The following is a 17956-nucleotide window of genomic DNA, read 5'->3' as shown; positions in this document are numbered from 1 at the left end:
ATGAGGGGCGTCAACGGGCTTCCCACGGCCGCCCGTCGAGAGCGGCGGGTCGGCGTCGGGCCGGCGGTGGCGCCGACGACTTGCGGATGACGAGCTCGGGGTCGAACAGCCGGACCACGGGTGAGCTCTGCTCGCGGCCCCGGTCCAGCGCTTCGGCGACGAGGCCGGCGGCCGCCGCGACCATCTCGGTGGTCGGCATGCGCACGGTCGTCAGCGCCGGTACGCAGAAGCGGGCCAGGGGGATGTCGTCGAAGCCCACCACGGACAGGTCGTCCGGAACGGTCAGGCCGTGCTCGGCGGCGGCGTGGAGGACGCCCATCGCGACCACGTCGGTGGAGGCGATCACCGCAGTCGGCGGCTCGGGCAGGCGGAGCATCGCGGCGAGCGCGTCGGCGCCGCCGGCCGGCGAGTTCGCCACGTGCTGGAGATAGCCCTCGGGGACCGGTCCGACGGCCGCGACATAGGCGGCCTGCCGTTCGCGGATGTCGCCGAGCAGCTGGCTGCTGATGAACGCGATCTGCTCGTGGCCGAGGTCCTGCAGGTGCTGGACGGCTGCGGCCACTCCCTTGGCGTTGTCGACGTTGACTGCCGAGATGTCCTGGAGCTCCGAGCCCTGCCACAGGGCGATGACCGGCACCTCGGCGGCCCGCAGGTCGTCGAGCAGCTGGGGCTGGTGCTGCATGTCGCCGAGGATCACGATGGCGTCGCACTGGCGTGCCTCGAGGACGGCGGCCAGCTCGAGCGCCTCGGTCGCGCTGCCGTGGGCGAGACCCAGCACGATGTTGTAGCCGAGTCGCCTGGCGTCGAGCGACAGGGCCTCGGTCGCGGCGGCCAGGAACGGGTCGGTGATGTCGCGGACGATCGCGCCGAGCAGCATCGAGGGCGCACCCCGCAGTGCGCGGGCGAACGGGTTCGGCCGGTAGCCGAGCGATCGTGCCGCGGCGTGCACCCGACCCCGGGTGGCGTCCGAGATCGAGAGCGGCAGGGGAGTGCCACTCAGGATGCGAGACACCGTGCTCTGCGAGACGCCTGCGGCGCGGGCCACGTCCTTCATCGTCACCGGCCGGTCGGCAGGTGAGGAGGGCCGAGCACGGTTGCTCACGTGGCGCTTTCCCCTTCGAAGAATGGTGCCGGCAGGCGTGGAGTGCGCCGCCGGCCGCCACTCTACGCGGCCGTGTGCGGGTGCCGGAACAGTCAGGTGTTGACGGCGTGAATTCGTATGCCTACATTCGATCCCATCGTTGTGGCACAAGTCACACGACGTCGGGGTCACGCCCCGACCACGCCTCGCCGAGGCCGCCGCCGGGACCGTTCCGAACGGGGCCAGAGGGTCGAAAGGAGAGTGGGCATGCCAGGCATCAATCAGGGACCGCGATGGGGGACTCGGCCCCTCGGCCGTCGCAACTTCCTCGTCAACACGGGTCTGCTCGCGGGTGCCGCGGTGGGAGGCAGCAGCCTCCTCGCCGCATGCGGCTCCGGGAGTGACTCGGGAGGCGGAGGCGGTGGCGGTGACTCGATCACGGTCGGGGCGGAGCAGGGCTCCCCCTACACCGACTTCCACAAGAAGAACGCCGCTGCGTTCGAGAAGGAGACGGGCATCGCCGTCAAGTGGGTGGAGGTGCCGCACGACAACATGCACGAGCGGTTCCTCACCGAGTCGATCGGCGGTGGCGGTGTCATCGACGTCTTCCAGGGCGACCAGCCCTGGGTCGCGGAGTTCGCGACGGCCGGCTACCTCGAGCCGCTCGCCGACTACGTGGATTCCGGTGACCTCGACGACTTCCTGCCCGTCGGGCTCGAGACGCTCACCGTCGACGACACGCTGTACGGCCTCCCGTACATCGTCCACAACTCGGTCCTCTACTACCGCACCGACCTGTTCCAGCAGGCCGGGATCTCGGCCCCGCCGACCACCTGGGACGAGTACCGGGTGGCGGCCAAGGCCCTCACCGACGCCTCGGCCGACATATACGGGACGGTGATGGAGGGCAAGAACGGGATCGAGCCCGGAGCGAAGTTCATGGACATCCTGCAGCAGGCCGGCGGACGAGTCCTCGACGCCGACGGGAACGTCACGTTCAACGACCAGCCCGCTCTGGACGCCTTCGAGTACATGCTGACGGTCCAGTACGACGACAAGACCAGTCCGCCGGGAGCTGCCGGGTTCGACAACGGCGACACCGGCAACCTGTTCCTGCAGGGCAAGCTGGCGACCTGCCCGAACTGGCCCTACATCTTCGGGCTCGGCGCCGACGAGTCGCAGTCCAAGGTCGTCGACGAGTACGCGGTCGCCCTGCAGCCCGGCAAGGTCAAGCAGTGTGCCGAGGTCTTCTCCTGGGGCTACCTGATCGCCGCCGGGTCGAAGAAGAAGGACGCGGCGTTCGAGTTCGTGAAGTGGGCGGCGAGCCCGGACATGTCCAAGAAGCTGGGGCAGACCTTCGTCAACCCGGTCCCGCGCCAGTCGGTGTCCCAGGCGATCAGCGAGGACGCGGGGATCTCGAAGGCGACCGCCGACGCGATCACCGTGATGACGCAGTCCGTCGCGCAGAGCGAGACGATCCCGTCGCACCCCAAGTGGCCGGACATCCACAACCGGGTGTCGCTCGCCCTCAACAACGTGATGACGCGCCAGAACTCGCCCGCAGACGAGCTGAGCGCGGCCCAGGCCGACATCGAGAAGATCGTCGCCGGATAGGGCCACGGCGATCGTGACCCACGGCTCTGGATCTACTCCGCACGTCTCCGAGGCCCGGGTGCCCCGGTCCGCCGCACCGGCGGACCGGGGTCGCCCGGCGGGCCGGGGCCGCCGGGCGGCGGCCCGCCGGCGCCACGCCACCGGGGTGCTGTTCACGTTGCCGGCGCTGCTCGCGGTGGCAGCCATCGTCGGCTATCCCATGGTCTACAGCCTCAACCTCAGCTTCCGGTCGTTCGACCTGCTGCGACCCGACAGCCAGGAGGGCTACGTCGGGCTCGAGAACTACCGCGAGCTGGCCGACTCCTCCGAGTTCGTCAACGCCCTGTTCCTGACGGTGGCCTTCGTGGTGACGACGCTGGTGCTGGAGATCGTGGTGGGCCTCGCGATCGCGCTGCTCATCAACCAGAACCTGCGGGGGATGAGCGTCTTCCGGCTCATCGTGACCCTGCCCCTGATGATGGCGCCCAGCGTGGCCGGCCTGCAGTTCCGTTTCCTGTTCGCGGACGACTACGGCGCCATCGACGCGATCCTGCAGCGGGTCGGGGTCACGGCGCCGCTGTGGTTCGTCGATGCCAACTTCGCCCGCATCGCGATCCTGCTGTCCAACCTCTGGCTGGCCACGCCGTTCGTCGTCCTCGTCTTCCTCGCCGCGATGAGCAACCTCCCCAAGGACCCGTTCGAGGCGGCCCGGATCGACGGCGCCGGGTCCTTCCAGATCCTCCGCTACATCCTCCTGCCGATGCTGCGCCCCGCGCTCCTGATCATCATCGTGATCCGGATGGCCGACGCGTTCCGGATGTTCGACCTCGTCTACAACCTCACCGGTGGTGGGCCCGGTCGCTCCACCGACGTCCTCACGAACTTCATCTACCGGCAGACCTTCGTGCGGGCCGACTTCGCCGGTGGCGCCGCGGCGTCGTTCGTGCTCGTGGTCCTGGTGGCGGTGCTGAGCTTCGTCGCCTTCCGGTTGCTGCGCACTCGAGAGGACTCCTGACATGGCCATCGGTCGCAAGTTCCTCACCTACGGCGTGCTCGTCCTGATCGCGCTCTACGTGCTCGCACCGTTCACGTGGACCGCGCTGATGTCGTTCAAGTACGACCGCGACCTGCTCTCGATCCCGCCGACCCTCCTGCCCGACCCGCCGACCCTCAGCCAGTACCGGGTCACGCTGAGCGGGAACTTCCTGTCCTACTTCCGCAACAGCCTGGTGGTGTCGACGACCAGCACGGTGATCGCGCTCGTCCTCGGGGCGCCCGCGGCCTACGGCTTCGCGCGGTTCCGCTACCGGCTCAGTGGGGTGCTCTTCGGCGTCATCGTCGCCACCCGCATGTTCCCCCCGGTCACCTTGATGATCCCGTACTTCCTGTTCATGAAGTCGGCGAACCTGCTCGACACCCCGTGGGCGCTGATCATCACCTACGTCTCGATCGAGCTGCCCTTGATCGTCTGGATCCTCGAGGGCTTCTTCCGGGAGATCCCGGGGGAGATCGTGGAGGCTGCGGAGGTCGACGGGCTCGGGCCGTTTGCGATCTTCACGCGGATCGCGCTCCCCATCTCACTGCCGGCGGTGAGCGTGGCGGCGTCGCTGAGCTTCATCACCGCGTGGAACGAGTTCATCTTCGCTCTCGCCCTCACCCGCAGCCCCGAGGCACAGACCGTGCCCGTGGGGCTCGCCAGCGGGATCACCAGCGTGGGCTTCGACTTCGGTCCGGTGACCGCCGGCGCATCCCTCTACGTGCTGCCGGTCCTGGCCTTCACCTTCCTCGCCCAGCGAGGCCTCAAGAAGGGCCTCGCTGTCGGCGGTTCGACCGGCTGAACACCCACAGCCCGCACCTCCCCCACCACCGCCACTTCGAAGGAGCATTGATGCTGCACCTCACCCACCACGACTCGTCCGACGGTGTCGCCCTGACACTGAGCCTCCGCGGTGCGAGGGACGAGGAGGTGTTGCGCATCCCGACACCCGTGGTCCTCGAGACGTGGTCCGCGGGCGCCGAGCAGGTGACGCGTCACGAGGCGGGGTACGAGCACGCCGAGTGGGACGGAGAGGTCCTGCAGGCGTCCTGCTCCGTACCGGTCGGAGGGTCCGCGCAGGCGCGAGTCCGCGACCGGTGGTCCCGAGCCGATGACGACACCTGGCAGGTCGACCGCACCCTGGCGGTCGAGGGCGACGGCGGCCCCGAGGGGGTCCGGCTCCGGCTGCGTGCCGCGACCCCGTTCCCCGAAGGCGGGCGCCTCGCGGACTTCCGCTTCTTCGCTCCTTCCGCCGTCTACGACAAGAACGACCTCGACGAGGACGGCGTCGACGACTACCTGCCGGGCCTGAAGATGCGGTTCCGCGATGATCGCCTCAACGCGCTCAGCTTCACCGCCTACCACGAGAAGCGGGGCGTCGCGCTGACGCTCATCCGGGCCGATGTCCCGGAGTGGGACGAGCTGCCGCACCGTCCCGACAAGGAGCGCCTGTTCCTCCACGACGGCGACATCGGGAGCATCGGCTACGAGCCGGTGGACGACACGATGCCGCAGCTGCTCCTCGACGCCTGCTACCCCTTCGACGAGGGGGAGTCCACGCATGCGCTCCTGCTCGTCGAGCGACCGGCGTGGGAGGCGATGTGGCCGGTGACCTCCGAGCACCCGTTCGAGGTCTCCTACCAGCTCCGGGCGGAGCCGTACCCGGACTTCCACGAGGCCATGTGGGGCAGCTTCCGGCGCCGCGTCGCGGACCTGAGGCCCGTGCCGGTCGAGCTCCCGGCGTCGCTGGACGAGATCACGCGCCTGCGCGCGGAGTCCCTCGACCACTACTACCTCGAGACGGATGCCTCGGTCGACCCCAACGCGCCGGCCGGCTACGTCTTGAACTGCCACCCGCAGGTCGGCGAGCAGCTCGCCGACATCATCCAGTACGGCTTCACCGGGCAGAACACCCTCAACGCCTACCTCATGATGCGGTTCGGCGAGGACGAGTGGACGGCGCACGGCGTCCGGGCCCTGGACTTCTTCGTGGACAAGGGGCACCTCGCGGAGCCGGGGATGTTCTATGACCTCTACAACGCCCCGAAGCAGAAGATGGACTGCTGGTGGACGGGGCTCCTGCTCCCGCTCGCGTACGCCGAGCCGGGGGGAGACCTCGAGGAGCTCATGGGGCCGATCTACAAGAAGTGGGAGAAGGAGATCCCCCAGCTCCAGCAGCTCCAGGGCTCCTACCTGCGCTGCATGTCCGAGAGCGCCTTCGGGGTTCTCCTCGGCTACGAGCTCGAGCGCGACCGCGGGCGCGAGCACCAGGAGTGGCTGGCGGCCGTGCGTCGGTACGGCGAGTTCCTCCTGCGGGTCCAGGAGCCCGACGGGTCGTGGTACCGGGCGTACGACCACGAGGGCAAGCCGCTCACCCAGCCCGAGATCTGGTTCGGCACGACCCCGTACGAGCAGAAGTCGTCCAGCTCGACGCCGATCCCCACGCTGGTGAAGCTGACCGAGCTGACCGGCGACGAGAGGTTCCTGGCCGCCGCCGTGCGCGCGGGGCACTTCGTGCGCGAGCGCCTCGTCGACCCGGTGCGGTTCAACGGCGGCATCCACGACCCGATCTACGCCAAGGGCCAGCTCATCGACAACGAGGGAATCCTCTACCCGATGCTCGGGCTGCTGGAGCTCTACCGTGCCGTCGGCGGTGAGTACTTCCGGGTGGGCGCCATCCGAGCGGCCCGACTGTTCGCGACCTGGACCTGGCTGTGGGACGTCCCGCTGCCGAGCACGAGCACGCTGGCGCAGCACGGCTTCCGCTCGACGGGGATCGGCGCCTGCGACACCTGTGCGACGGGGTACGTGCACCCGTTCGAGGTGATCGCCGTGCCGGAGCTCATCGAGATCGCAGGCCTCGCCGAGGACCCGTCGATGGTCGACGTCGCCGAGCTGCTGCTCCACGGCTGCAACCAGACGGTCGCCGTACCTGGGAAGGACTGGGGATACGCGTCCCCGGGCCTCCAGGAGGAGGGGTACCTGATCAGCTGGTGGCTCGGTGACGACCCCATCTTCGAGGACACGGCCTTCGGCGACCGGGGCAAGGGCGAGGGCAACAAGACCTGCTTCCCGTGGATCCCCGCGGTGGCGATGTCGTGCTACTGGAAGCTCGTGGACCGCTACGGGTCGGCCGACATGGAGCAGGTGCGCTCCCAGACCGGCATGCCGGCCCGGGGTGGCGACTGGACCGGCGGCAGTGCCGCGGCAGGCAGCCGATGATCGACCTGCGTCCCCACCGCGGCGCGTCGGGCTGGGGTCTGGTGTGGCTGCTCGACGAGACACCGGTGGCCAAGGCGCCCGCGCCGGTGGTCGTCGACACCCTGCACCCTGCTGGGCCCCCCGCCGACGCCACGGAAGGGCGGGTCGCGGTGGGGTACGACGACGTCACCGCCACCGGCGACGACCTGCTCGTGGGGACGGCGCTGGTGAGGGCCGACCACGGCGTGCACTGCCGCGTCGAGGACACCTGGAGCAGGGTGGCAGCCGACGAGTGGCGGGTCGACCGCAGCCTGGCGGTGACCGAGGCTCCGAGCGACGGCGCGGGGGTGCGCCTCGTCCTCGAGGTCCTTCCGACGGTGGACGCGACCTTCGAGGACTTCCGTTTCTTCGCCCCGGGAGCGATGTACGACCTCAACGACCTCGACGGCGACCACGTCGACGACTACGCCGGCACGCAGACGCTGTTCTACCGCGACGACCGGCTCTCGGCGCTGAGCATCCTCGCCTACGAGCCGCGGTCCGAGCTGGCCTGGGCCGTCTCCCGCGTCGACCCACCGGAGTTCGACCCGCCGCCGGACCGGGTCCGCGGCCAGCGCCGCTTCCTGCAGCGCACCGACATCGGCAGCCTGGGTCTCGAGCCGGTGGCCGCGGGCAGCTGCCGGCTGTCCGCCGCCTACCCGTTCGTGGAGCCGGACGGCACGCACGCCCTGGTCGTCCGGACCCGGCCGGGGTGGGGTGCGTACTGGCCGGCGGTCCCAGGAGAGCAGCTGACCGTGTCCTACGGCCTGGCCGTGCGCCCCGCCAGCACTCCGCACGACGCACTCCGCGACGTCTGGCAGGCCCGGGTGGCGCAGCTACGGCCGCGCCCGGTGGAGCTCACGGCGCCGTTGCAGGTGATCACGGACGCGCGCATCGACGCACTCCTGCCGTACTACGCCAGGTCCGCGACGACCACCGCCGCGGGCTTCGTCACCAACTGTCACCCGCAGGACGGGACGCAGCTCAGCAACGTCATCCAGTACGGCTTCACCGGTCAGAACCTGCTCAACGCGTGCTGTCTCCTGCGTGCCGTCGACCGGGAGGACGCCCAGGAGAACCGCCTCCGCGCCCTGTCGGTGGTCGACTTCTACGTCGAGGACGCCCTGCGCAACCCGGGCGGCCTGGTCCACGGCCTCTACAACCTGGACCGGGAGCGCTACGACAGCTGGTGGACCGGACTGCTGCTGCCGCTGGCGTACGCCGAGCCCGGCGAGGACCTGGAGACCCTCATGGGGCCGCTGCACGAGCACCTGCGGCCCGTCATCGAGGCGCTCGCCGGCCGTGACGGCACCTACCTGCGCTGCCTGGCCGAGGAGTACGACGCGCTGCTCCTCGCCGTCGAGCTGGAACGCGCCCAGGGGGTGGAGCACCCGGCGTGGCTGGAGGCGGCCGGCCGGTTCGCGCGGTTCCTCGCGGATGCCCAGCGGGAGGACGGCGCGTGGTACCGCGCCTACGACCTCGAGGGCCGACCCCTCACCGAGCCCGACTTCTGGTTCGGCCAGACCGACGTCCAGCGCACGTCGTCGACGGCCACCGTCGTGCCGTTCCTGCTGAAGCTGCACGCCCTCACCGGTGCGGACGAGTGGCTCGGCGTCGCGCGTCGTGCCACCGACTTCGCGTACACGACCTTCGTCGAGGGCTTGAAGTTCAACGGCGGCATCCACGACAGCATGTACGCCCGGCCGCAGCTGGTCGACCACGAGAGCATCATCTTCGCCTTCCGGGGCCAGCTGGAGATGCACCGTGCGACCGGCGAGAGGACCTACCTCGAGCGCGCCACCGTCGGTGCCTGGCTGGTGTGCTCCTGGGTCTGGCTCTGGGACGTCCCGCTCCCGGAGGGCTCGACGCTGGCCGAGCAGGGCTTCCGCAGCACGGGCTGGCCGGGCTGCGACGCGCCGGGAGCGGGCTACGTGCACCCGATGGGTGTCATCGCCGTCCCCGACCTCGTCGAGCTGGCCCGCCTCGGCGCCGACGAGGGCTTCCTCGAGATCGCCGTGTTGCTGCTCAACGCGTGCAACGAGAACGTGGCGCTGCCCGGCAAGGACTGGGGCTACGCCCGGCCGGGGCTGCAGGAGGAGGGGGTGCTGATCAGCTGGTGCTGGGCCGACGACCCGATGTTCGTGGGCACCGAGTTCGGCGGCCGGGGCAAGGGCGAGGGGAACAAGACCTGCTTCCCGTGGATCTCGGCCGTCACGATCTGGTCGCACCAGGAGCTGATGGCCCGCTACGGGACCGACGACCTGCGCGCCGCTGTCCTGGACGGCCGGAAGGTGCGCGATGAAGTTCAATGACGGCTACTGGCGCATCCGGCCGGAGGTCACGCTCGACCACGCGGTCGCGGCGTACGACGTCGTGCCCGCCGAGCGCAGCTTCCGGGTGCACGTGCCCACGCGGCGGCTCCGCGGCGTCGGCGACTCCGTCAGCTGTCCGGTCGTCACCGTCGAGTGCTCCTCGCCGATGCCCGACGTGGTCGCCGTCACCGTCGCGAACCACCTCGGCGGGCGCGAGCGCGGCCCGCGCTTCGCGCTGCAGTCGGGATCGGACCACCCCGTCGAGATCACGGTCGACGCGGCGGAGGCCGTGTTGCAGACGGGAGAGCTGTCGGTGCACGCCGACCTCGGCGACGACTGGGCGCTTCGCTTCCGGGCACGGGGACAAACCCTCACCTCCAGTGACCGCAAGTGCATGGGGCGGGCGCGCACCGAGGACGGCGTCCGCACGTTCGACCGCCTCGCGTTGGGAGTGGGCGAGTCGGTCTACGGCCTGGGCGAGAGGTTCACGTCCTTCGTCAAGAACGGCCAGGTGGTCGACTGCTGGAACGACGACGGCGGCACCAGCAGCGAGCTCGCCTACAAGAACATCCCCTTCTACCTCACCGACCAGGGGTACGGCGTGTTCGTCGACTCCGCCGACCGGGTCTCGTTCGAGGTCGGGTCCGAGGTCGTCTCCCGGGTCCAGTTCAGCGTGCCCGGGCAGGTGCTGCGCTACTTCGTGATCTACGGCCCCGACCCCAAGGACATCCTGCGCAAGTACACCGCGCTCACCGGGCGGCCGGGCCTGCCACCGCCGTGGTCGTTCGGCCTGTGGCTGTCGACGTCGTTCACGACGTCCTACGACGAGGAGACCGTCTCCGGGCTCGTCGACGAGATGGCTGCCCGCGACATCCCGCTCAGCGTCTTCCACTTCGACAGCCTGTGGATGCAGGAGTTCCACCTCTGCGACTTCCGGTGGAACCGACGCACGTTCCCGGACCCCGCCGGGATGCTGGCCCGGCTCAAGCAGCGGGGTCTGCGGGTGTCGGTGTGGATGAACCCCTACGTCGCCCAGCAGTCCGACCTCTTCGAGGAGGCCCGCGACCACGGGTACCTGGTGCGCCGCGCGGGCACCGAGGACGTGTGGCAGTGGGACACGTGGCAGGCCGGGATGGGCATCGTGGACTTCACCAACCCCCAGGCGCGGGACTGGTTCACCGGCCACCTGCAGGGACTGCTCGACCTGGGGGTGGACAGCTTCAAGACCGACTTCGGGGAGCAGATCCCCGTCGACGTCGAGTGGCACGACGGCTCCGACCCGCACCTGATGCACAACTACTACCCCCTGCTCTACAACCGCACCGTCGTCGAGGCGATCCGCTCCCGACGTGGCGACGACGACGCCGTCGTCTTCGCGAGGTCGGCGACGGTCGGCTCCCAGCAGTACCCGTTGCACTGGGGCGGCGACCCGGAGCCGTCGTACGTGTCGATGGCGGAGTCCCTGCGGGGCGGGCTGTCGCTCGCGATGTCGGGCTTCGGCTTCTGGACCGCCGACATCGGCGGTTTCGAGGGGACGCCGACCCCCGCGCTCTACAAGCGCTGGGTGCCGTTCGGGCTGCTGTCCTCCCACAGCCGGTTGCACGGCAGCGAGTCCTACCGGGTGCCGTGGATCTTCGACGAGGAGTCGGTGGAGGTGCTGCGCAGCTTCACGCGCCTGAAGATGCGGCTGATGCCGTACCTCTACGGAGCCGCGCGGGAGGCGCACGAGGAGGGCATCCCGGTGCTGCGGCCCATGGTCCTGGAGTTCCCCGACGACCCCGCCTGCCCGGGCCTGGACCGGCAGTACCTGCTCGGACCGGACCTTCTCGTCGCGCCGGTCTTCGATGACGAGGGCGACGTCGACTTCTACGTGCCGGAGGGGCGCTGGACCAACTACCTCACCGGCGCCGTGGTCGAGGGTCCACGGTGGGTGCGTGAGCGGCACGGTTTCGCCACGCTGCCGCTCCTCGTCCGGCCGGGAGCGGTGATCCCGGTCGGTGGCCGCGACGACGAGCCGGAGTACGACTACCGCGACGGGGTCACGCTCGAGGTCTTCGGCCCCGTCGAGGGGGAGCGCACGGTGTCGGTGCCGGCGCCCCGACAGGGAGACCCGGCGACCTTCGTCGTCCGTCGTGCCGGCGACTGGCTCGAGGTCCAGGGCGTCGGCTCTCCTCAGTGGCGGGTGCTGCTGGCCGGCGTCGACGAGGTGGCCGAGCTGCTCGACGCGTCGGCGACCGTCGAGGAACGTGGCCTGCTCGTCAGCCCGCTCCGCGCGGACGCCACCGTGCGGATGCGGCTCGTCTCGTCGTGACCGGGGTCCGGGGTGGCGGGAGCCGTTGGCCGAACCCGGTGCTGCCGGGCTTCTACCCGGATCCGTCGGTGTGTCGTGTGGGCGCGGACTACTACCTCGCCTGCTCGTCGTTCGAGTACCTCCCGGGGTTGCCGCTCTTCCACAGCCGGGACCTGGTCCGGTGGCATCCGATCGGCCATGCGCTCCAACGGCCCGGCCAGGTCGACCTGTCGACCGTGCCGGCATCCGGCGGGGTGTTCGCCCCGGTGCTGCGGCACCACGGCGGGCGGTTCTGGATCGCGACCAGCCTCACCTCGCGCCCCGAGGTGGTGATCCTCTCCTCGCCGAGCGCCACCGGTCCCTGGTCGGACCCGGTCCCCGTGGCGGGGGCGTGGGGAATCGACCCGGACCTGGCCTGGGACGGCGACGAGTGCTGGCTCACCTGGGCCGGCACCGAGCCCGACGGCACCTACCTCCACCAGATCCTGCAGGCTCGCGTGGACCCGGAGGAGGGGCTGCTCCTGGAGGAGCCGCGACCGATCTGGTCGGGGTCGGGGCTGGCCTACCCCGAGGCGCCGCACCTGTACCACGTCGACGACTGGTGGTACCTGCTCATCGCGGAGGGCGGCACGGAGCGCGGCCATGCGGTCTCCGTCGCCCGCGCTCGCCGGCCGGGAGGCCCCTTCGAGGGATGTCCCGACAATCCCGTGCTCAGCCACCGCAGCACGCAGCGGCCGATCCAGAGCACGGGCCACGCGGACCTGGTCCGCGCGCCGGACGGCACGTGGTGGGCGCTGGTGCTCGGAGTGCGGCCTCGTGGAGGCACGCCCCAGTTCCATGTGCTCGGGCGTGAGACCTTCCTGACCCCGGTCGACTTCCGCGGCGGCTGGCCCGTCCCGGCACCGGTGGAGGATCACGTCGACGTGTCCTGGGCCGTCGACGCCCGCGACGACGAGACGGTCCGCGACGACTTCGACGAGCCTGCGTTGGCGCCGGTGTGGGTGTCCCCGCGCAGCCGTCCGGAGTCCTTCGCCTCGACCTCGCAGCGGCCGGGCTGGCTCGTGCTCTCGGCCACCGACGACGGTCTCGACGGGTCGCGCCCCGCGTTCGTCGGGCGCCGCCAGCAGCACCTCGCCTGCCGCATCCGGACCCGCGTCGACGCCCGGCGCGGGGTGGGCGGCCTGGCGGTCCGCATCGACGAGCGGCACCACGTCGCCATCCTCGTCGGCGACGGCCGGGTCGTCTGCCGGGCCCGGATCGGCCCTGCGGAGGTCGAGGTGGCTGCCCGTGCCTGGGAGGAGGAGGCCGTCCTCGTCGTCGACGTGTCACCGCACGCCGTCGTGCCCGGCGGCCTGGGCGAGCTACCGGGCCCGGACGTGGTGCGGTTGGCGGTCGAGCGGGACGGCGTCGTCGAGGTCCTCGCCGAGCTCGACGGCCGCTACTTCTCCACCGAGGTGGCCGGCGGCTTCACCGGCCGGGTGATCGGGATGGTCGCCGAGCGCGGCGTCTGCGCGTTCGACTGGTTCGACTACGAACCCGGACCGACCGGGAACCCGGCAGGCGCCCGCAGCAGCTGACGAGCGCTACCGGCTGCCGGCCAGTGGTGCGACGCATGGCCCGCCACCGCCACCGCCCTCGGCCGAGCCGCTCAGCCGCCCTCTCCCGGCGCCGAGGAATCTCCGGGCAGGGGGAGCCATCCCAGTACCGCGGTGGGCCACAGGTCATCACCGACCTCGCCGGCGGCGTCGGCGAAGGCCTGGAAGCCGGCGACCAGGAGGGCCCGGTGGGCGGGGGAGACCCGCGCGACGATCGATTCGATCTCGACGGTGCGGGCGCGCGTCACCTCGTCGACCAGGGCGCGGCCGGTCTCGGTCAACGTCAACCGCACTGCGCGCCGGTCGCTCTCCTCCGAGGTGCGCGAGACCAGGCCCTTGCGGAGCAGTCGGTCGCACATCCTCGAGACGGTCGACGGGTTGAGCGACATGGCGCCGGCGAGGTCGATGACGCGACTCCCGCCGGTCCGTGCGAGGAGGACCAGAGCGCGGTATTCCGGAAGCGTGACCTCCTCGCCCAGAGCTGCCAGCGACCGGGCGCTCACCGCCACGAGGGCTCGACTGGCGGTGAGAACGCTGCGGACCGCGGCGGCGAACGGTGGTGCCGCGGAGCTGTCGAATTCGTGCACGTCGAAATCATTGCACTGCGCACACGTCTTGTGGAACTGTTTCTGTCCTGAAGCGACATAAAACGTTCTCGGTCAGACAGAAGGGCGGATCGGCTCATGACAGAGTTCAGTGCCTACGGCGGGGACGCCGGGCGGCGGTTCCCAGCGACAGGCTTCTTCCGGGTGGAGCAGTCCGCCGGACGCTGGTTCCTGGTGGACCCCGACGGTGCGGCCTTCGTCAGCATCGGCATGAACCACGTCGACGAGTCCAACCTGAAGTTCCCCCACAACGCCGCCATCTGGCGGGATCGGTACGGAGACCGGGACACGTGGATCCGCCGCGGCGTCGTCCACGACCTGCGGTCCTGGGGCTTCAACACCGTGGGTTGGACCCAGGAGTACATCAGCGGCGGTTGGGGCACGGCCCTGGACTGGTTCGGAGACCCGATCGACCTCGGCCACTCGACGGCGCCCTGGGGTGCTGCCGACTTCCGGACCGCCAACATGCCGTACGTGCTCCAGCTTCGCGTCCAGGAGATCGAGGACTGGAACGGCTATCCGTCGTTCAAGGACGTGTACTCCGACGACTTCGACGTGTACTGCGACTACCTGGCGCGATCGATCTGCTTCGACCATGCCGACGACCCGAACCTGATCGGCTACTTCCTCGTTGACATCCCGGCCTGGCTCCCGCATGCGGCGGGCGATGACTTCCCCCAGCTCAAGGGTCTCCACGGGGACGCTCGCAACCAGAAGCTGTACGACGTCGCGAGCCGGTACTACGAGACGATCACGCGGCACATCCGGCGCTACGACCCGAACCACCTCGTGCTCGGCGACCGCTACAACGGCAACAAGGGCATCCCGGAGGCCGTGCTCCGTGCGATGCAACCCCACGTGGACGTGTTCTCGGTGCAGTACTTCACCGAGCCGACCGAGGCGTCACGCCAAGGGATGCGCGAGGACCTGGCGCGCTGGCATGAGATCACCGGCAAGCCGGTGATCAACGCGGACCTCGGCAACTGGGCACCCACCGAGCTGAACCCCCATCGGGTCAGCGGCCTGGAGAACCAGGCGGAGCGGGGTGAGGACTACGTGGCGGCGATCGGGGCGATCGTCGACGAGCCGTGGCTCGTCGGATGGCACTGGTGCGGCTACGTCGAGAACGTCGGTGGGCGCGGCTGGGGCGTCAAGGACCCGTGGGACGAGCCCTACGACGACCTCGTGAGCCGGATGCGGGACTTCAACGTCGCGGTCCACGAGCGCGGGCGGGAGCAGGCCGATGGCTGAGCGCGACGGCTTCGACCGCTACGGCGGCGACCTGCGGACCCAGCTGGCTGCGACGGGGTTCTTCCGCACCGAGAAGTCCGACAGCGGCTGGCGGCTGGTGACACCCGAGGGCCACCCCTTCTTCATCGTCGGCATCGCGCATGTCGACGACTCGGCGCTCAAGTACGCCGAGAGCATCGACGTGTACCGGGAGCGGTACGGGTCCCGCTCCTCGTGGATCTCCGACTGCGTCGTCGCATCCCTGCGCGGGTGGGGGTTCAACGCGCTGGCCTGGACCAAGCAATGGGTCAGCCCGCAGATGCGGCACTCGCCGGAGTGGACGCCCGACGAGTACCGCGGCAGCGGGTTCCCCTACATCCCGCACATCGACTTCCTCAGCTTCGAGCGATGGAACCAACAGGCGGTCTACAAGGACGTCTTCGGCACGGACTTCGAGGACTGGTGCGACTACCAGGCGCGGTACTGGTGTGCCCCGCTGGCCGACGACCCGAACCTCGTGGGCTACGCCTACACCGCGCGGCCGCACTGGGACATCGCCCGGTTCCGCGAGGTCACGCCCTCACTGGAGGGTTTGGACGACCACGAGGCGCTGCGGCGCGTCGTTCGTCGCTACTACCAGGTCACGCACGACGCCATCCGACGCTACGACCCGGACCACCTGATCTTCGGTGACCTGGTGGAGGGGGCGGACACGCTGCCGACGGGACCGTCCGAGCCGCCGCCCGTGGTCTTCACCGAGATGGGGGAGTACGTCGATGTCCTTTCGGTGAACTGGTACCACCCGTTCGACATCATGCGGGAGAGCCTCGACGCGTGGCAGCGCCTCTGCGACAAGCCGGTCTTCCTCTCGGACTCGGCGTTCGTGGCGCCCAACGACCTCCTGACGCGGGACGACCCGCTGTTCGAGGGAGGGTGGGAGAAGCTGCGGGTCCAGGACGAGAAGGAGCGCGGCGAGGCCTACGTGGAGATGGTCGAGAAGGCCTACGCCTCGGGCTATGTCGTGGGCTGGGGCTGGTGCAGCTTCATGCAGAACAAGGTGCGCAAGTACGGACTCAAGAGTCGCTTCGACGAACCGTACGAATGCACCGAGATCATGCAGGACTTCAACTCGCATCTGTACGCGAACCTGGACGCCGCCGTGAGCAAGCGGTCCCACCGAACGGAAGGTGCAGCGCGATGACGTTCCGACTGAGCCACAGCGACGGCGCATGGACCCTGGTCGACCCGCAGGGCGAGCCGTTCGTCAGCGTCGGCCTCAACCACGTCGACGAGACGAACCTGAAGTACACCCACAACCACGACCTGTGGAAGCAGCGGTACGGCTCGCGCCGGTCGTGGATCGCCGACGGCGTCGTCGAGGACCTCCGCTCCTGGGGCTTCAACACGATCGGCTGGACCCAGGAGTACGTCACCGGCGGCTGGGGTGAGGCCCTCGACTGGTTCGGGGCGCCGATCGACCTCGGCCACTCGCTGCCGTGGTCTGCGGCGGACCTGATTTCGTCGGGGATGCCCTACGTCGTCCAGATCCGCGTCTCGGAGATCGAGGACTGGAACGGACACCCGTGGTTCCCCGACGTCTACTCCGAGGAGTTCGACGCCTACTGCGAGTACCTCGCCCGCAGCATCTGCGTGGACCACGTCGACAGCGAGAACCTGATCGGCTACTTCCTGGTCGACATCCCCGCCTGGCTGCCGCACGCCAGCGGCGCCGACTTCGCGATCCTGCGCGGCCTCGACGAGCGGTCCCGCAACATCAAGCTGTACGACGTCGCCTACCGGTACTACGAGACCATCACCAGGCACATCCGTGCCGCGGATCCGAACCACCTCGTGCTCGGGGACCGCTACAACGGGAACAAGGGGATCCCCGGGGCGGTACTCACCGCGATGAAGCACTTCGTCGACGTCCTCTCGGTGCAGTACTTCCCGGAGCCGACCGCGGAGGGTCGCCAGGAGATGGTGCGCCGCCTGCGGGCGTGGCACGAGTACACCGGCAAGCCGGTGCTCCTCGCCGATGTCGGCAACTGGACGCCCACCACCCTCAACCCGCACCGGACGAGTGCACTGGAATCGCAGGCGGCCCGGGGCGCGGACTACATCGCCGCGCTCGAGCCCCTGCTCGCTGAGCCCTGGTTCCTGGGCTGGCACTGGTGCGGGTATGTCGAGAACACTGCGCGGGGTTGGGGGCTGAAGGACCCGTGGGACGAGCCGTACGCCGACGTCGTCACGCCGATCCGTGAGCTGAACGCGCGAGCGACCCGCCTGCCTCGCCCTTGACGGAGGCGAGGAGCATCTGGGCGACGTCGAGGACCTCGACTTCTTCGCGTGCTTCGCCCTTGGCTTGTTGGGCGGTGAGTCCGTCGGAGAGCATGACGCGGCAGAAGGGGCAGCCGACGGCGATCTGGTCGGCGCCGGTGCTGATGGCCTCGACGGTGCGGTTGACGTTGATGCGTTCGCCGATGTTCTCTTCCATCCACATGCGGGCGCCGCCGGCGCCGCAGCAGAAGGACTTCTCGGAGTTGCGTTCCATCTCGACGAACTCGGCCCCGGGGAGGATCTCGAGGAGCTCGCGGGGTGGGGTGTAGACGCCGTTGTGGCGGCCGATGAAGCAGGGGTCGTGGTAGGTGATGGAGCGCTGGTGGGCGCCCTCGCCGTCCTTGATCGGGGTGAGCTTGCCCTCGCGCACGAGCCGGTTGAGGAGCTGGGTGTGGTGGACGACCTCGAGCTCGATGCCGAACTCTTGGTATTCGTTCTTGAGGGTGTTGAAGCAGTGCGCGCAGGTCGAGACGACCTTCTTGACCCGGTACTCGGTGAAGGTCTCGGCGTTCTGCTGGGCGAGGCCTTGGAAGACGAACTCGTTGCCGGCGCGGCGGGCGGGGTCGCCGGTGCAGGTCTCGCCGTTGCCGAGGACCCCGAAGCTGACCCCGGCGATGTCGAGCAGCTCGGCGACGGC

The 17956-nt window shown here is 69.8% G+C and carries 13 protein-coding genes; 10 read left to right on the top strand and 3 right to left on the bottom strand.

What is annotated here, in order from left to right; translation table 11 throughout:
• Window positions 1-10: 10 nt before the first annotated feature.
• Window positions 11-1102: a LacI family DNA-binding transcriptional regulator gene (locus tag PD653B2_RS15825; RefSeq protein ID WP_133059049.1), complete on the bottom strand. Its 1092-nt coding sequence runs from the start codon at window positions 1100-1102 to the stop codon at window positions 11-13.
• A 246-nt stretch (window positions 1103-1348) separates the two neighbouring features.
• On the opposite strand from PD653B2_RS15825, the gene PD653B2_RS15820 reads away from it, so the two are divergent.
• Genes PD653B2_RS15820 through PD653B2_RS15790 form a run of 7 tightly spaced genes read left to right on the top strand, consistent with a single transcriptional unit; the run spans window position 1349 to window position 13129 of the window.
• Window positions 1349-2695 (top strand): ABC transporter substrate-binding protein, encoded by a 1347-nt coding sequence (locus PD653B2_RS15820; protein ID WP_165763500.1) that lies wholly within the window; start codon window positions 1349-1351, stop codon window positions 2693-2695.
• A gap of 58 nt (window positions 2696-2753) precedes the next feature.
• A complete protein-coding gene (locus tag PD653B2_RS15815) occupies window positions 2754-3689 on the top strand; it encodes a carbohydrate ABC transporter permease (protein ID WP_085873356.1) in 936 nt (311 codons plus the stop codon).
• A 1-nt stretch (window position 3690) separates the two neighbouring features.
• Window positions 3691-4512: a carbohydrate ABC transporter permease gene (locus PD653B2_RS15810; protein WP_085873355.1), complete on the top strand. Its 822-nt coding sequence runs from the start codon at window positions 3691-3693 to the stop codon at window positions 4510-4512.
• A 50-nt stretch (window positions 4513-4562) separates the two neighbouring features.
• The gene (locus tag PD653B2_RS15805) at window positions 4563-6932 is read left to right on the top strand and encodes a hypothetical protein (protein WP_085873354.1); all 2370 of its coding nucleotides are present in this window, start codon (window positions 4563-4565) and stop codon (window positions 6930-6932) included.
• A complete protein-coding gene (locus PD653B2_RS15800) occupies window positions 6929-9262 on the top strand; it encodes a hypothetical protein (RefSeq protein WP_085873353.1) in 2334 nt (777 codons plus the stop codon). The genes PD653B2_RS15805 and PD653B2_RS15800 overlap by 4 nt, the downstream gene beginning before the upstream one ends.
• The gene (yicI, locus tag PD653B2_RS15795) at window positions 9249-11573 is read left to right on the top strand and encodes an alpha-xylosidase (RefSeq protein ID WP_085873352.1); all 2325 of its coding nucleotides are present in this window, start codon (window positions 9249-9251) and stop codon (window positions 11571-11573) included. Before PD653B2_RS15800 ends, yicI begins: the two co-directional genes overlap by 14 nt.
• Window positions 11570-13129, top strand: a complete 1560-nt coding sequence (locus tag PD653B2_RS15790; RefSeq protein WP_085873351.1) for a glycoside hydrolase family 43 protein — start codon at window positions 11570-11572, stop codon at window positions 13127-13129. The genes yicI and PD653B2_RS15790 overlap by 4 nt, the downstream gene beginning before the upstream one ends.
• A 71-nt stretch (window positions 13130-13200) precedes the next feature.
• Here PD653B2_RS15790 and PD653B2_RS15785 read toward each other — a convergent pair whose 3' ends face one another.
• Complete coding sequence (locus tag PD653B2_RS15785; RefSeq protein WP_085873350.1) at window positions 13201-13734, bottom strand: MarR family winged helix-turn-helix transcriptional regulator; 534 nt, start codon at window positions 13732-13734, stop codon at window positions 13201-13203.
• Window positions 13735-13830: 96 nt separating this feature from the next.
• On the opposite strand from PD653B2_RS15785, the gene PD653B2_RS15780 reads away from it, so the two are divergent.
• Genes PD653B2_RS15780 through PD653B2_RS15770 form a run of 3 tightly spaced genes read left to right on the top strand, consistent with a single transcriptional unit; the run spans window position 13831 to window position 17280 of the window.
• The gene (locus PD653B2_RS15780) at window positions 13831-15003 is read left to right on the top strand and encodes an agarase (RefSeq protein WP_085873349.1); all 1173 of its coding nucleotides are present in this window, start codon (window positions 13831-13833) and stop codon (window positions 15001-15003) included.
• Window positions 14996-16183, top strand: a complete 1188-nt coding sequence (locus tag PD653B2_RS15775; protein ID WP_085873348.1) for a hypothetical protein — start codon at window positions 14996-14998, stop codon at window positions 16181-16183. Before PD653B2_RS15780 ends, PD653B2_RS15775 begins: the two co-directional genes overlap by 8 nt.
• On the top strand, window positions 16180-17280 hold the full coding sequence (locus PD653B2_RS15770) for an agarase (RefSeq protein ID WP_085873347.1): 1101 nt from the start codon (window positions 16180-16182) through the stop codon (window positions 17278-17280). The genes PD653B2_RS15775 and PD653B2_RS15770 overlap by 4 nt, the downstream gene beginning before the upstream one ends.
• Here the strand turns inward: PD653B2_RS15770 and PD653B2_RS15765 are convergent.
• Window positions 17228-17956, bottom strand: a 729-nt coding sequence (locus tag PD653B2_RS15765) for a (Fe-S)-binding protein (RefSeq protein ID WP_133059050.1), incomplete at its 5' end; no start/stop codon positions are given. The genes PD653B2_RS15770 and PD653B2_RS15765 overlap by 53 nt on opposite strands.

The sequence above is a fragment of the Nocardioides sp. PD653-B2 genome, from assembly GCF_002117935.1.
Taxonomy (GTDB): Bacteria; Actinomycetota; Actinomycetes; order Propionibacteriales; family Nocardioidaceae; genus Nocardioides.
Note: the sequence above shows the minus strand (reverse complement) of the source record. Positions and strands in the feature narration are given on the sequence as shown.

Coding starts and splice junctions, on each gene's coding strand:
- PD653B2_RS15820 (WP_165763500.1), top strand. CDS start 1,349: ATGCCAGGCATCAATCAGGGACCGCGATGGGGGACTCGGCCCCTCGGC.
- PD653B2_RS15810 (WP_085873355.1), top strand. CDS start 3,691: ATGGCCATCGGTCGCAAGTTCCTCACCTACGGCGTGCTCGTCCTGATC.
- PD653B2_RS15805 (WP_085873354.1), top strand. CDS start 4,563: ATGCTGCACCTCACCCACCACGACTCGTCCGACGGTGTCGCCCTGACA.
- PD653B2_RS15800 (WP_085873353.1), top strand. CDS start 6,929: ATGATCGACCTGCGTCCCCACCGCGGCGCGTCGGGCTGGGGTCTGGTG.
- yicI (WP_085873352.1), top strand. CDS start 9,249: ATGAAGTTCAATGACGGCTACTGGCGCATCCGGCCGGAGGTCACGCTC.
- PD653B2_RS15780 (WP_085873349.1), top strand. CDS start 13,831: ATGACAGAGTTCAGTGCCTACGGCGGGGACGCCGGGCGGCGGTTCCCA.
- PD653B2_RS15775 (WP_085873348.1), top strand. CDS start 14,996: ATGGCTGAGCGCGACGGCTTCGACCGCTACGGCGGCGACCTGCGGACC.
- PD653B2_RS15770 (WP_085873347.1), top strand. CDS start 16,180: ATGACGTTCCGACTGAGCCACAGCGACGGCGCATGGACCCTGGTCGAC.